Source organism: Neochlamydia sp. AcF65 (genome assembly GCF_018342435.1).
Classification (GTDB): Bacteria; Chlamydiota; Chlamydiia; order Chlamydiales; family Parachlamydiaceae; genus Neochlamydia.
Genome location: NZ_JAEMUE010000069.1, coordinates 23,856 through 38,950 on the forward strand (window position 1 = coordinate 23,856; position 15,095 = coordinate 38,950).

The following is a 15,095-nucleotide window of genomic DNA, read 5'->3' on the forward strand; positions in this document are numbered from 1 at the left end:
GAAATCACCTATTTAAGGATGTTTTTTTGCCTTCGAACTATTTTCTTCCTTTTCAGCTAACTGATGGTGAACGGCTTCTTCTTTTTCCTCATTGTCTGCTTTAAAAAAGGCAGCCGCAGGTAGGGGGTGATGTTCAAGTTCTTCCTCTTCTTCCTCTAGGTGCGCCTCTTCTTCTTTTACGTGGATAGAGGATTTAAAAGTGGAGGAAGTTCTAGGTGTGATTACAACACTTCCTGGAGTAATGGCCTGCTCCAGAGGGACAGAAGAATTTTCTGCTACCTGAACGCCTGGATGGCTTTTCTTTTCGCCTATCATCCAATTTCCTATTAATTCGAAGGAGGTAAAATACAAGCCTAAAAAAGCATCCGCTAGGCCTATGCTTCCCTGCTTAATTTCATGGCCTGTATATTTCTTAATGGCATTGTTTACCACATCTCCTGCAGGGGCCAATACAGCCGCTATAAAAAAATGCAAGCTCATTGCCACGGGTACAAGGGGAATTAAGGCCACAATCCCTACAGTACCTGCTGTTACGCGACCAATCGTTGCAAGCGCATGCAAAGCTTTGCTCTCTTTCATTTGTTTAGCCACAGTCGTTAGCTTAGGCAGACCTTTTCCTGGATTTTCTGTACTTATTTCTATAAAGCCCTTGTGAGCTTCTTGTGTTTTCTGTACAGAATCCATGCTAGGGGCCGAAGATAAATCTCTGGGAAGTATAGCACTCATATAACCCTCATGATGTTAAGCTTCTATTTCTTTAGCTAGTTTCCTAACATGGCTTTCCCACTCTTCTTTTACTTCGGGTGAGGCCTCAATAAAGCCCCATAGCTTTTCTAGTGACTCCAAAGCTAAGCCATGTTGCTGCATAGATTGATAACAACGAGCTAAATAAAACTGGGTCTCTAAAAAGTTAGGATCTATTTCTTCAGCCATTAGATAATAATTAAGAGCTTTAGCGTACTCTCCCTCATTTTGATAGCAATATCCCATGGCATTCCAATAGGAGGAAACGGTGGGAGAAAATGTTAATAAGAGATGTAAAAGAGTTTTAGCTTCTTCGAATGCATGATTGTTAAAATTTTTGATGGCAAGCTCATAAATTAAGAGTAAAGTCTCACTTGAAAGGCCATATAATGTCGTCCATAAAGGCTGATCGGCATCGATAAGACTATTTGGATCCAAGACCTCATGATCCTTTGAAATAGAATACTTTTTTTGAATTTCTTGAATTTTTTTAAAAGCTTGTTCTATTTCATTCAGAACCTCTAGCATGGAGGGGGTATCACTTTTTTCTAATAGCTCGATTTTGAGCAAATTAATTCCTTTCACATATTTTTGGAACAGCAAAGTTAAATTTAGCTCTTTGGCTATTTGCTCTTTAAAGGCTAACCTGTATTGATGCTCTGTTTTTAATGGAGTGGCTAGCAAATGAAAATCTTGGTTGTTCACATATTCTTCAATTACAGGCTTTATCTTGGCATCAAAAGCTTTTATTTTTTCCTGCTGCATAAAAGATCCTTAGTAAATCACTCTCTTAAAATTAGTATACCTATATATTTATAATTATTGCAATTAATTTTAAATAAAGTAATATATTATATATTAACTTATTTAGTTTATTAAACTATTATAATATTTCTACTTAATCAATTAGTTTAAAAAAATGATCTAAAAAAATTCTTGATAAATGTAAAATTTTTTAAAAATTATAAACGATAGAAGATTGTCTATTAGCATTTAAACAGCCTCACCTCCAAAAAAGGCTTTTCTCTCCTCTTCTTTTCCATGGTAGTTTGATAACCATGGATCTTTCACCTTTTGCAACATTTTTTAACCAATTATCTCTCAGCTTTAATAGAACATCTCTTCACTTAAAAAGAGGCTTTGGATGCTTAGGTATTTAATAATAAAAAGGTTAGCGTTAAGAAAAAACTATAGAAAAATGTTTAATCCCCCCTTTAACACTAAGCATGCTATAGGATCAAGCAAAAGGGTTTGACAAAGTGGGGCTACGAGGAAAAATAGATTTAAAATAGGAGGTAAGTCCCTTATTAAAATATTCCTTTCTTTATTCAAAATTCGCTTTTATTGTATCGTTTACCTATAATTCATTATTTTAGGTTAAAATTATGCTAAAAACAATTTTAGGCATTTTTGGTCGCTCTCCTTTTGCTCCTTTGCAGTCTCATATGGAGATCGTTAATAGCTGCGTACAAATGCTACCTAGTTTATTCGAAGCGATGAAAAATAAAGATTATGCTGCCGTTGAAAAGATCGCAGAAAAAATATCTGAGCAAGAGCATCATGCCGATCTAGCTAAAAACCATATTCGCAATCATCTACCTAAAAATATTTACCTACCTATTGAAAGGCAGCATTTGTTAGATATCTTATCTTTACAGGACGATATTGCTGACAAAGCCCAAGACCTAGGGGTTCTTTCAACGTTGAAACCTTTAGAAATATTGCCCATTTTCGAAAATGAATTTAATCTATTCCTGGTTAAAAATATGGAATCTTTTGAAGAAGCAAGGCTAATTATTAACGAATTACACGAACTCATCGAAACCTCCTTTGGAGGGGTGGAAGCGGAAAAAGTTCGAAGTATGGTAGAAAAGGTAGCTTTTAAAGAACATGAGGTAGATATTCTTCAACGTAAACTTTTGAAAAACCTCTATCATTCTGAAAACGAGATGACGCATAGTACCTTTTATTTATGGCAAAAGATTTTTGGAACAACTGGTGCTCTTTCCGATATATCTGAGAAGCTGGCTAACCGTGTAAGACTCACCTTAGAACTGCAATAACGGAGATTGAATGATACCCGACATTCTATTGATACCTGAAAACATGCTTTTACTCATCTTTCTTTTGCTAGCAGGCTTTTATATGGCATGGAGCATTGGAGCTAATGATGTAGCAAATGCAATGGGAACCTCTGTAGGTTCTGGCGCACTTTCGTTGAAAACAGCTGTAGTCATCGCAGCTCTTCTAGAATTTTCAGGGGCTTTTTTCTTTGGGTCCCATGTCTCTGATACTATTCAAACAGGCATTATCGACTCTACTCTATTTGCTTATGAACCACGCATCTTAGTTTATGGGATGCTAGCTTCCTTGCTAGCCGCAGGCATGTGGTTGCAGATTGCCTCCTACTTTGGATGGCCTGTTTCTACTACTCATTGCATTGTAGGAGCAATTGTAGGGTTTGGCATTGTTGTAGGAGGATTAGAGGCAATACAATGGGAAAATATATTATTTATTATCACTAGCTGGGTGATTTCCCCTATTCTGGGTGGAATCATTTCTTACTTTATTTTTAATATTCTAAGAAAGAAGATTTTCTATACGCCTAACCCTATCAGGTCTGCCCAAAAGATTACTCCTATGATCGTTTTCTTAACAGTCATAGTAATGGGCCTTATCCTGGTTTTTAAAGGCTTGCAAAATTTAAACTTAGAATTTACCTTCTTAGAAGCCCTTATTTTCTCAGCTTTTTTAGGAACGATCGGCTCTTTTATAAGTTATCTACTTTTACGCAATATCTCCGCACCTACACGGTGCCAGCAGCCTGTGTGTAATGCTGAGACTAGCTTGTCCTTAGATAAAGCTAGGAAGCATTTGTTAAGGGCCAGAGAAACAGTCTCAGGAAATGAAATGCATTATCATTTATCTATCTTGCTAAATGAAGTTGATAATGTATCGACCACAATCAAGAAATCCAGCGATGGCGAAGTACACAAATCTGAATACGCTACCGTTGAGAAAATTTTTGGCTATCTTCAAATCATGAGCGCATGCTTAATGGCATTTGCGCATGGTGCAAATGATGTAGCCAACGCGATTGGACCTCTTTCCCAAGGCATCCAAGTTCTCATTAATAATACCGTTATTACCACTAGCACTACGCCTGTGTGGGCCTTAGCTTTAGGGGGAGTAGGAATCGTAGTAGGATTGGCTACCTGGGGCTGGCGTGTCATTGAAACAATTGGTAAAAAAATTACTGAACTGACTCCTACTCGCGGTTTCGCAGCAGAATTTGGCGCAGCCACTACAGTGGTACTTGCTTCAAGATTAGGGTTACCTGTTTCTACTACGCATACGTTGGTGGGATCTGTGGTAGGCGTAGGATTAGCACGAGGTTTAGAAGCTCTAGACTTAAGTATGACACGCGATATCATGATTTCCTGGCTAGTGACTGTACCTACAGGTGCTTTAATAGCTGTAGGCTTTTTTAATGCTATAATGTATCTTATTACCGTCATTTAAACTGCTACGCCTTACCTACCTATGGCAGGACTTTAAAGCTTTATTGAATTTTTAACCGTTCTTTTAGGATAATTTTAAAATGAATAAAATTCTTCTGTTTATCTTATACTCACTCGTTATCCAATCTGGCATGTATGCAGAGGCTCCTCGCCCTAAGGCTATTCTTCAAGCTCACCTACATGCAGCTTCAACTAATCCTAGCGATATTAAAACAATGAAAATCCATCCTGGCTCCGCAGTTACCCTACAAGCTGAGATAAAGAATGTCGGAAATTTGCCGAGTGCTCCAGGAAAAGTTTATATTCGCTTTGTCTTGATCGAACCACTAGAAGACTTACTACAAAGTCGCACTTTCCATACAGAAAGTATTCCCCTACCTACCCTCTATCCTGGGCAAGTAACTGTTGTTAAGTTTATAAAAGAACATCAATGGCCGTCCCTACAGGATTTTATTAAACAAAATTGGAATATGCGTCACTATCAAGCAGTAATTAAAATTGATGGAGAAAAAGAGGAAAAAGTGATTGGCTATCTCCCTATATTTTTCTCTGCTTATTATTATGAGGGGCATCATCGTGAAGTGCCTAGAGAGGTTAAATCACGCTAAAGGATAAAAACTTTTATAATATCTATGCCAGATACTCGGTCCAATTCGCGCCCCTTTAACTTATGAAGCTACTTTGCTCGCTTTGTTGGATAGAAAAGATAGAGAAAAAGAGATTGCAAAAAATAATCTGTAAGGAATTTATAGGAAAAAGATATGCATTCACTTTCTTTTGTCCCCCACATAAAAATACCCGAAGAGGTGCAATTAAAGATTCTTAGCCTTCTAAATGAAAAAGAATTACCGATTGCAGCCCTTGTTAACAAACATTGGCAGCGAATGGCCCAAGATCCTTCTCTATGGCGGCCTATTTGCCAACGACGCTGGAAAAACCTTAGCCACTTTTCTTCTCCAGGAAAAAACTGGCGAAAAATCTGTAAGAAAAGAGTGCAGATGTCGCAAACGATGAGGCTAACGAAAGGCGAGTATTCGAAAAATAAATGTAGAGAGACTATCTACAAATTACCTAATTTCTCAGGAAAAATCCTTGCACTTAAAAGAGAGAAACAGTTTGCTTTTATAAAAGCTACAGCAGGTACAGCGCAAATCTATCACTTGGACGAAAAAAGTTGCCAGCTAGTGTATGATAATGTGAAAGAGGAAAGTTCTCGTCTGATTCATTATCAAGAAGGCCATATTATTCAAGTGACGCAAGAAGGGCAGCTCTATCGTTGGAAAGTTAATGAGGCTTTTCCTACAACTTCTCTATGTTACCTTGAAAATTTTGAAGAGGCTTACTTTGCTCAAAATCATTTATTTTTAGTTAATTCTCATCTCACGCAATTTAAAATTGTGGATGTACGCACAGGATTAAGCTGCTACAAGACTACCTTGGCACCGATCAATTTTATTCTCTGCCGAAATAATCAAGCCTTAATCCACTGTCTAGATGGCAGCCTTTATTTTATTAATAATCTAGAGAGCTCTTTCTCCAGCAGCCTTATGGCGTTGGAAGGCAACCTTAAGTCCCCTCTTAATCAAGAACTCTGCCAGTTTGATGAAGCTCGAGTCATTATTTTATGTGAAGATGATTTACAAAGAAGATGCCATATATGGGATGCTTCTAATGGAAAAAAGAAAATAGAGTTTACCTTGGCACCACGACCTGTGGAAAAATGTGGGGATAAGAAGTCAATTTTAACAACCTCTAGTTATGATGGCAAGCGCTTAGGAGTAGGATTAAGTATAGTTTTTGTTTTAATTTATGATGTTGATGATGGAAATTTTTTAACGTCATCAAACATAGGCGACATAGATTCTGTGCGCTTTCTTGCTTTAGATGAAAACCATTTCCTCGCCTCTACTTTTCATCCTGAATTCAAGAGTTTTGAACTTTATCAACATACTCCAGCTAAAAAATATGGTGGAATAATATTGCCCTTCCTGCCTAACACATATCCATGGGTAAATTCTAATACTATTCATGCTAGCTACGATGGCCGCAAACTACTCTTTTGTGATGAGCATGGATGGCTGCATCTATGGGACTTTGCTCATTTGCAAGGAAAGGAGCCTATTTTAGTGGCTCCTCCCTATGCTTAAGAAAACTATTTGCCTATCTGAAGCGTTTGGCTAATTAAAATAGATTGCAACTGCTCATAAGAACGATAAGAGGAATATTTTTCTTGCTTCATTTCTTGGCTAAGCGTCTCAGTGAGTTGTTAGGTTACTTGAAGTTGAGCATCTATAAAATGTCTAGATTCTTCAAGCTTGATGAAAGAAGAGGGATCAACGGATAAAGAAATTGAAGAGCCAAAATAGTTCTTTATAGCTAATAGATACCGTTGAGAAAGCTTCAGCATTTGCTCGTCTCCAGGATAGACTAAGCGAGCTCTTTTCTCCTGCCAAGCTGAAAGTCCTTTCTTATCTGCATTGAATTTTCTCTGAGCTTCCTCTAGCTCTTTAGACATTTGTTGATAGCTTTTATGCTTTCTTTCTATTCGAGGAAAATCTGATGAAGCTTTGTCTATTAAAAGAATCCAATCCTCATTTATTGCAAGTTTACATTTCTCACGCTTGTTTGCAATTTTTTCAATTACCTCTTTTTTCTGCTTTACTGCTTGCTCAAAACACTAAATTTTTTCATCTATTGGGCCATAAATTTCTTTTTCTTGCTGCTGATAAATTGTATATTCATCTTCTAACATTTGGAAATCTTGAGGAAATTCTGCAAGCCTTACTCGTGTGTCATCTAAATTAGGAAGGATAAGGGGAAGGGAATGAGAATCATCTAAGCTAGATATTCTTTCTAACAACTCTTGAATATGCGAAATTATATTATCTATTTCACTACAATGGAGGAACTTTTCAACCAGAGAAGCATGCAGTTCAGCTATTGAGTAGCGATTATTTGTAAAAAGAAGCTTATCAAATGCTCGCACGCTTTGTTCTAAATCTCTGAGCATGTCTAGTTTTTCATCGGTCTGCTGTAAACTGTGCTTCAGTACTTCTTCAATTTCTTTACCTACATGCACTGTAGCCGCTATAGGTGCCCAGTTTTTTCCTGATGAAACCTATTGTAGTTGAATAAGGGCCTGGAAGCCTGAGCTTCAAAGAAAAAATTTCTTTAGCGAATTGAAATATTGCCAAAGACTCGCTATCCCCTTCTTTCATTTGCAGGTAGGTATAAAGATTAGCTTTAAACTGCAGATGTGCCTCAGTTTCTTGCTTCACTCGATTTACAAAAACTGTAGTTACTCTTTCGTCTAATTGCTTCTCTTTTCCTTTCTCGTCAACTTCTCTAGGCCTTTTTAGGCTTCTTTATTTGCAAGGGCTCAGAAGACGGAGAAGAATGGGGGCCTATAGGATGATTCATAAGACTCTCCTTTTTCCTCTTAGAAATTAGATCTTTAGCAAATTGCCTTTGATAATGCGCCAATTGCTTGAGGAGAGGAATAAAAAGCTTTTTGAATGGAGAAAGTTAAAAGAGATCTAGAAATGATAAATGCCCCTTAAGCTTCCATGCTTTAAAGGAGGAAAAGAATTTTTTTTTAAGAAAAGCGAAAAAAAAGCTTAAGGAGGGTCTAAATATTTATTTAGCCACCTTGTTAGGTAATTTTAATTACCTTTAAGAGACAAAAGCAGCCAATGGAAGATTCTAACTTATGCAAAGACCTAGTAGGAGTGTCGGTAAAATAATTTAAACAAAAGCTATATTTTTATGATCTATAAAGAAGTAAGAAAGAAAAAGCGCCTTTTCCCTTTAAATTTTTATAATATCAAGCAGCTTATAGATTAAAAAAGAGAAAGCAACTTGAAGACACCAGGCTTATTCCATTTATTTTCTCTATTCTTTTTTAATAAAAGGCAAACTCATCAGATTTTAGCTCTAGATTCAAGCCTGTAAGGACTAATAAATATTAAAAATATTTTTATTTTAAAGACTAATTTTAAGGGGAAAAGAGGTGGTTTTTTAAGGGGAAAAGAGATGATTATCCGTTCACACTAAAGACTTAAAAAAATTTATTTTGGAAAGCTTTAAGCCTTATTTTACAGGGCGGGCGTAAATATTTTGGCAAAAGACTTATCAAAAAATAAGTTGATAATATATACGCTAAAATTAGCCAAGGAGATCCATTATGACAGCCTCTATTGATACAGATACTATCGTCGATAATCTTGTAAATAAAACCAAGCACTACCTGATTACGACTGTCGGTAGAATTGCTGAAGATGCGCATGCAGATGAAATTTATAACGCCCTTTCCTATGCTCTTCGAGAAGAGGTAATGATCCGTTGGTTAGCAGGGGTCCGAACACAAAATAAGCAAGATACCCGCATGCTTTACTATCTTTCGATGGAGTATCTGCCCGGAAGGATTCTAAATAATGGGGTCACCAATTTCAGAGCCCTAGAGATTGTACAAGCTGTGCTGCAAAAGCTGAATCGTTCCTACAACGAAATTATCTACCATGAAGCCGATCCTGGCTTAGGCAATGGGGGCTTAGGACGCCTTGCTTCCTGTTTCTTAGATTCATTGGCTACTTTAAATTATCCGGCTCAAGCTTATGGGCTAAGGTATCAATATGGAATTTTTGAACAACAACTTTGGAATGGTGCGCAGGTGGAAGCCCCTGATTGCTGGCTGATCAGTGGTAACCCTTGGGAATTTCGCCGCGATACCCGCCGTGTGCATGTTAAATATTGTGGAAATACTACTGCTCTCCACAATATTCACGGTGACGATATTTACCAGCTAAAAGACTTTGAAGAAGTGCAAGCCCTTCCCTATGATTATCCTATCGTAGGATATGCCAAAGATAATAAATACTCTGTCGTAACTTTACGTTTATGGACGACTAAAGAATCTCCTCGTAATTTCCAGCTACAACGCTATAATGCCGGTCGCTTGGACCAAGCAGCTGAAAATTCCGCTTTAACAGACGTATTATATCCTAGCGATCATCACGAAACAGGTAAAAGGGTGCGCTTAAAGCAAGAGTTTTTGCTTGTTTCTGCTTCATTACAAGATATTGTTCGCCATTATCTGGCTCATCATCAAAACTTTCGCTCGTTTGCTGATAAAGTACGTATACAAATTAATGATACTCACCCCGCCATGGTAATCCCTGAGCTCATTCGCATGCTTATCCAAGAACATGACTTACCTTGGAGAACAGCTGTAGAGATGACACAAGCCTGTACCGGATACACCAACCATACTGTGCTTAGCGAAGCTCTGGAAGTATGGGATAAAGATCTATTTAACTACCTGTTGCCTAGACAATTACGGATTATTGAAAGGCTAAACCAAGAATTTTGTAATACCGTACGTAGTAAATATCCTCGTGATGAAGATAAGGTAAGACGCATGTCTATCATAGAAAATCAAAGCATTCGCATGGCAAATCTTTCTGTTATCGGCTCACATTCAGTCAATGGCGTCTCAGAAATTCACTCAGAAATTTTAAGAACTCGAGTTTTTAAAGATTTTTATGAGATGTTTCCTGAAAAGTTTTTTAACGTTACCAATGGAGTCACTCAGCGTCGTTGGCTATTAGAATGCAATCCTGAGCTTTCTAAATTTATTACTAAACGCATTGGAGATGGCTGGATCACGGACTTTGCCAGTATAGGAGAGTTAGCTAACTTTGCTAGCGAGCTGGCTAGCCAAGAAGAATTTTTGGCTATCAAAAAAAGAAACAAACAGCAGTTAATAGAATTTCTTAATGAAAATAATAGGCAGCGCAATGAAAAAGGCGACCTAGTTGTGCCCTCTCCCCTGATTGAAGCCGATGCTATTTTTGATGTGCAAATTAAGCGTATTCATGAATACAAACGTCAATTGATGAACATCTTAAATATCATCATGACCTACCAAGAAATTTTAAAAAATCCTCAACATCAAAGGATAAAAAGAGTATGCATATTTGCTGGAAAGGCTGCCGCCTCCTATGATCTGGCTAAAAATATTATTCTTCTCATTAATGCTGTTGCCCGCAAGATCAACCATGATCCTGCCGTAGCAGGTTTTTTGAAAGTCGTGTTTATTGAAAATTATAACGTTTCGCGGGCTGCTATCATTATTCCTGCTACCGATCTATCCGAACAAATCTCTACAGCCGGCACGGAAGCTTCTGGTACAGGTAACATGAAATTGGCGATCAATGGAGCTTTAACCATAGGCACAGATGATGGGGCAAACATAGAAATGAAAGAATCTATTACTGAGAAATGGTGGCCTTTTGCCTTTGGTGCTTCGAGGGCTGAGATAGAAAAAATGCAATTCGAGCATTCTTACAATCCTAAAGAAATCTATAACAAAAACCCCTCTATCCAAGCAGCCTTAAATACCTTACGAGATCATACGTTTGCCAATAATGAGCAGGAACATCAAGCTTTTAATGGAATATTTCAAATACTATTAGAAGGTTTTTACGGGTCAGGAGCCGATCATTATTTTATTTTAAAGGATTTAGAAAGCTATTTTGAAACACAAAAGAAAGTCGAGCTTCTTTACGATAATCCTTTACTTTGGGCAGAATATGCGATTCACAATATAGCAGGAATGGGCAAATTTTCTACAGATGTTTCCATTAAAAATTACTGCGAAAAGATTTGGGGTTTAAGCCCTTGCCCTACTGATCCTGAAATACTGAGAAGGGTAGAACACGAATATAGGCAGTATGGCCGTTAATCATTTCCCATTCATAAATGCTTTTATTATTTTGCTTTTTAAAATTAGGGGCTATCATAAAGGCCCCATTTTTGTATAAGCTGCTTATACAAACCTTTTTCTTTGACGCGCGCTAGCCCCTCGTTAAAAAAATTAATAAATTCTTCCGATTTAGGATGATCTAAGGATACTAAACGAAGGCCTTGATGGGATAAAGGCGCTGTGGCTATTTTTAGCTTATTATCATAAAACCTATGGATCATCATTTGTGCATGCCATATATCCATAATGACACCATCTATTTTGTCGTTTTTAAGATTTTCTAAAGCTGCATTCATGCTCTCATAAGTTACCAAGATAATAGAAGGATAACGGGATACATCATAAATGGAAGAAGTTCCCGCAATAATACCAACAATTTTACCATCCATATCCTCTAAGCGATGAGCATCAAATTTTTCGTCCACGACAAGCACGGAACCTAATTTATATAAAGGATGGGAAAAAATATAGGTTTGGCGATTAAGACTATTAGGTACCATGAAAGTGAAAACGGCATCATAGTTCCCCGCCCTAAGATCTTCTAAAAGGGTATTGGGGTTAGCAGGAACAAATTGAATACGCAGATTGGCTTCTTTACCAGCAGCAAGCACTAGCTCTTCAGCAAAGGCTTGGACGTTCAGTTCTTTGCCAGTAAAATCAAAACCATTCCAATTGATATGACGTGCGATAACTATGCTTTGAGAGTTTGATAAATACTTTGAAGAAAAGCAACCAGAGCGAATCCCGATGAGCAGCAAGATTCCTAATAAAAGAATAACAAAAATACGTATTAAATTTTTATAAGCTAAAAAACTAGTCGATTCCACTTAGATATGTCAGTACTTGTTAATTATAGTCCGAACCCCAGTGCTATTTAAGAAAATTATTTTCTTTAAGTGCTAACCGCAGATCTTAGCAGATTTTGCTCAATAAATAAATCTATAAAATTAATTAGCTAGCCTCTAGTCATGATATATTCGCACCTTTCCTTATTATCCTCTCTAAAAGGTAGGTATCTTCTGATATTACAGAGAGAATCAAATTGATTTTGCTGCAAACCAAGCTTTTGCAGCTAAGAGAGCAATCTTATTCTGAAAAAAAAAGGTCAAACTGCTTGCACGCTGTATAAAGTACACGCAGCTGACAGAGCTGCCCTTTCTTTTCAGGAGGGAGGACTAGCTGGCTGCTGCTTAATCGAAGATTTTGAAGATCAGTAAGCTGCCCTATCTTTGCAGGAGGAGTGGTAAGCTTATTGTTCTCTAAGTTAAGCCAACGTAACTGCGAGAGCTGCCCTATCTTTGCAGGAAGAGTGGTAAGCTTGTTGTTCTCTAAGTTAAGCCAACGTAACTGCGAGAGCTGCCCTATCTCTGGAGGAAGAGTGGTAAGCTTATTGTTCTCTAAGTTAAGCCAACGTAACTGCGAGAGCTGCCCTATCTTTACAGGAAGAGTGGTAAGCTTGTTATTCTCTAAGTTAAGCCAACTTAACCACGACAGCTGCCCTATCTCTGCAGGAAGAGTGGTAATCTGGTTATTTTCTACGCAAAGAAATTCCAGTCCAGGCAGCTGCCCTATCGCTGGAGGAAGAGTGATAAGCTGGTTGTTTTCTAGGCAAAGACATTGCAGTTGAGACAGCTGCCCTATCTCTGGAGAAAGAGTGGTAAGCTGGTTGTTTTCTAGGCAAAGACGTCTCAGCCTAGGCAGCTGCCATATCTTTGCAGGAGGGGAGGTAAGCTGGTTGCTGCTTAAGTCAAGACTTTCAAGCTTAGAAAGCTGCCCTATCTCTGCAGGCAGGCTGGTGAGCTCGTTTTGATTTAATTCAAGCTCTTGCAGCTGAGACAATTGCCCGATTTCTGCAGGCAGGCTGGTGAGCTTATTTTGATTTAATTCAAGCCTTTGCAGCTGAGATAGCTGCCCGATTTCTGCAGGAAGAGTGGTAAGCTGATTTTGATTTAAGTAAAGCCTTTGCAGCTGAGGCAGCTGCCCGATTTCTGCAGGCAGAGCGATGAGCTGGTTTTGGCTTAAATTAAGCCCTTGCAGCTGAGACAATTGCCCGATTTCTGCAGGCAGGCTGGTGACCTCGTTTTGATTTAATTCAAGCGATTGCAGCTGAGATAGCTGTCCGATTTCTGCAGGAAGAGTGGTAAGCTGGTTTTGGCTTAAATTAAGCCCTTGCAGCTGAGACAATTGCCCGATTTCTGCAGGTAGGCTGGTAAGCTTGTTTTGATTTAATTCAAGCCTTTGCAGCTGAGATAGCTGCCTTATCTCTGCAGGCAGAGTGGTGATCTGGTTGTTTTCTAGGTAAAGCCTTTGCAGCCGAGACAGCTGCCATATCTCTGCAGGAGGGAAGGTAAGCTGGTTGCTGCTTAAGCTAATTATTTCAAGCTGAGAGAGCCCTCCTATCTCTAAAGGAAGAGTGGTGATCTGGTTGTTTTCTAGGTAAAGCCATTGCAGCTGAGATAGCTGACTTATCTCTGCAGGCAGAGTGGTGATCTGGTTGTTTTCTAGGTAAAGCCTTTGCAGCTGAGATAGCTGCCTTATCTCTGCAGGCAGAGTGGTAAGCTGGTTATTTCTTAAGTAAAGCTCTTCTAGCTGTAATAAACATTCTATCTTTGCAGGAAGAGTGGTGAGCTGGTTATTATCTAGGTGAAGTCTTTCCAACTTCGATAGCTGTCCTATCTCTATAGGAAGAGTCGTGATCTGGTTGTCGCTTAATCGAAGATTTTGAAGCTCAGTGAGCTGCCCTATCTCTGCAGGAAGAGTGGTGAGCTGGTTATCATTTAAGTGAAGTCTTTGCAACTGTGATAGCTGCCCTATCTCTGGAGGAAGAGTGGTGATCTGGTTGCGTTCTAAATAAAGACTTTTAAGCTGAGAAAGCTGCCCTATCTCTGCAGGAAGAACGGTAAGCTGGTTATTATTTAAGTAAAGTCTTTGCAACTGTGATAGCTGCCCTATCTCTGGAGGAAGAGTGGTGATCTGGTTACAGGCTAAATAAAGACTTTCAAGCTGAGAAAGCTGCCCTATCTCTGGAGGAAGAGTGGTGATCTGGCTGCCTTCTAAATGAAGGTTTTGCAGCTGAGAAAGCTGCCCTATCTCTGGAGGAAGAGTGGTGATCTGGCTGTCTTCTAAATGAAGGTCTTGCAGCTGAGAAAGCTGACCTATCTCTGGAGGTAAAAAGGCTAAGTCGATTATGCTTAATGGCAAGCATGTAATAGCTCCTCCATACCTTTCAATCCACCCCTTAAAGGACTCTCCTTTTTTTTCTAGGGACAAACTCTTGATTTCTTCTTGCTCTAAGTATTTTTTTCCACCAGGTAATTCTTTCCATAATAGGAGACGACTAATATTTAACAGATAAGATGCGTAATTAGCTGAGGTGAAATATCTGGTTTTCTCAAGGTTATCTTTAAACTCTAAAGGAGAAAGAGTGCTAGCTAGAGTAAAGACTTGCTTAAAGATTGCCTTTACTTTTTGTATGGGAAAAAGTCCATCTTCTAACTTATAAATTTTATCTAAGATAAGAGCATGCTCTTTAACATTTCCTTGAGGAAAGTGAACTTTAACTATTTGCTTATAAATAGAGGACATTACCTCACTATCTAAAAGGTGTCGCCATTTTCCACATACGCTAGATAGGGAAGGTGTGGCGCAATATTCTAAAATAGAGGTTAGCACTTCATCAGGCAAGTGCGCAAAAGCAATAGAAGCGTTAGTATTCATTTTATAGCCTTGGTTAAGATTTATCTAAATTCTTAAGTCACTGCTTAATAAAAGAATATAAAAGAAAACACAAAACGTACAAGATAAAAATGAGAATTAATTCCTAGTTTTTAAATATAGAGCAGACTTTTAACTAACACTTTACGTAAGTAGGTGTAGGAAGCTGCGCATAAACTTTTCTTTCATTTCTCTTCCAGCCCGATCTTTTTTAAGAAACAATCGTCATATTTTCTGGTTCTTTGTAACTTTATTATAATCTATCTTAAGTTCTTGAAGTCGTGTTTCTTTGTTTGCCCATACCCTAGTAAAGGTGCTTTATTGCCTAATCCTTTTTTAGGATGAATTAAGGA

Annotated in this window: 11 protein-coding genes; 5 read left to right on the forward strand and 6 right to left on the reverse strand. The window is 38.2% G+C overall.

Annotation, left to right across the window (positions count from 1 at the left end; all coding sequences use genetic code 11):
• Window positions 1-12: 12 nt before the first annotated feature.
• Entirely contained in the window at window positions 13-726 is a 714-nt protein-coding gene (locus tag NEOC65_RS08540; RefSeq protein WP_213156264.1) for a hypothetical protein, read from the reverse strand.
• Window positions 727-741: 15 nt separating this feature from the next.
• On the reverse strand, window positions 742-1,509 hold the full coding sequence (locus NEOC65_RS08545; RefSeq protein WP_166157231.1) for a tetratricopeptide repeat protein: 768 nt from the start codon (window positions 1,507-1,509) through the stop codon (window positions 742-744).
• 620 nt (window positions 1,510-2,129) lie between these two features.
• Between NEOC65_RS08545 and NEOC65_RS08550 the strand changes: the two genes are divergently transcribed.
• From NEOC65_RS08550 to NEOC65_RS08565, 4 genes are all read left to right on the forward strand, one after another.
• Complete coding sequence (locus tag NEOC65_RS08550; RefSeq protein ID WP_166157235.1) at window positions 2,130-2,807, forward strand: TIGR00153 family protein; 678 nt, start codon at window positions 2,130-2,132, stop codon at window positions 2,805-2,807.
• Window positions 2,808-2,817: 10 nt separating this feature from the next.
• On the forward strand, window positions 2,818-4,266 hold the full coding sequence (locus tag NEOC65_RS08555; RefSeq protein WP_207391825.1) for an inorganic phosphate transporter: 1,449 nt from the start codon (window positions 2,818-2,820) through the stop codon (window positions 4,264-4,266).
• A gap of 79 nt (window positions 4,267-4,345) precedes the next feature.
• Window positions 4,346-4,873 carry a hypothetical protein gene (locus NEOC65_RS08560; protein ID WP_166157238.1) on the forward strand — a complete coding sequence of 176 codons (528 nt, stop codon included), beginning with the start codon at window positions 4,346-4,348 and terminating at the stop codon, window positions 4,871-4,873.
• A gap of 153 nt (window positions 4,874-5,026) precedes the next feature.
• Window positions 5,027-6,412 carry an F-box protein gene (locus NEOC65_RS08565; RefSeq protein ID WP_166157241.1) on the forward strand — a complete coding sequence of 462 codons (1,386 nt, stop codon included), beginning with the start codon at window positions 5,027-5,029 and terminating at the stop codon, window positions 6,410-6,412.
• A gap of 119 nt (window positions 6,413-6,531) precedes the next feature.
• On the opposite strand, the gene NEOC65_RS08570 is transcribed toward NEOC65_RS08565, so the two are convergent.
• Both NEOC65_RS08570 and NEOC65_RS08575 read right to left on the reverse strand, forming a co-directional pair.
• On the reverse strand, window positions 6,532-6,780 hold the full coding sequence (locus NEOC65_RS08570; protein WP_166157244.1) for a hypothetical protein: 249 nt from the start codon (window positions 6,778-6,780) through the stop codon (window positions 6,532-6,534).
• Window positions 6,781-6,942: 162 nt separating this feature from the next.
• The gene (locus NEOC65_RS08575) at window positions 6,943-7,344 is read right to left on the reverse strand and encodes a hypothetical protein (RefSeq protein WP_166157247.1); all 402 of its coding nucleotides are present in this window, start codon (window positions 7,342-7,344) and stop codon (window positions 6,943-6,945) included.
• 1,104 nt (window positions 7,345-8,448) lie between these two features.
• On the opposite strand from NEOC65_RS08575, the gene glgP reads away from it, so the two are divergent.
• Window positions 8,449-11,007: a glycogen/starch/alpha-glucan family phosphorylase gene (glgP, locus tag NEOC65_RS08580; protein ID WP_166157250.1), complete on the forward strand. Its 2,559-nt coding sequence runs from the start codon at window positions 8,449-8,451 to the stop codon at window positions 11,005-11,007.
• A gap of 44 nt (window positions 11,008-11,051) precedes the next feature.
• Here the strand turns inward: glgP and NEOC65_RS08585 are convergent, their stop codons facing one another.
• Together NEOC65_RS08585 and NEOC65_RS08590 are read right to left on the reverse strand one after the other, a co-directional pair.
• Complete coding sequence (locus NEOC65_RS08585) at window positions 11,052-11,855, reverse strand: transporter substrate-binding domain-containing protein (RefSeq protein WP_213151685.1); 804 nt, start codon at window positions 11,853-11,855, stop codon at window positions 11,052-11,054.
• 259 nt (window positions 11,856-12,114) lie between these two features.
• Window positions 12,115-14,745, reverse strand: coding sequence for a leucine-rich repeat domain-containing protein (locus tag NEOC65_RS08590; RefSeq protein ID WP_166157256.1), 2,631 nt, complete (start codon window positions 14,743-14,745; stop codon window positions 12,115-12,117).
• Window positions 14,746-15,095: the final 350 nt, after the last annotated feature.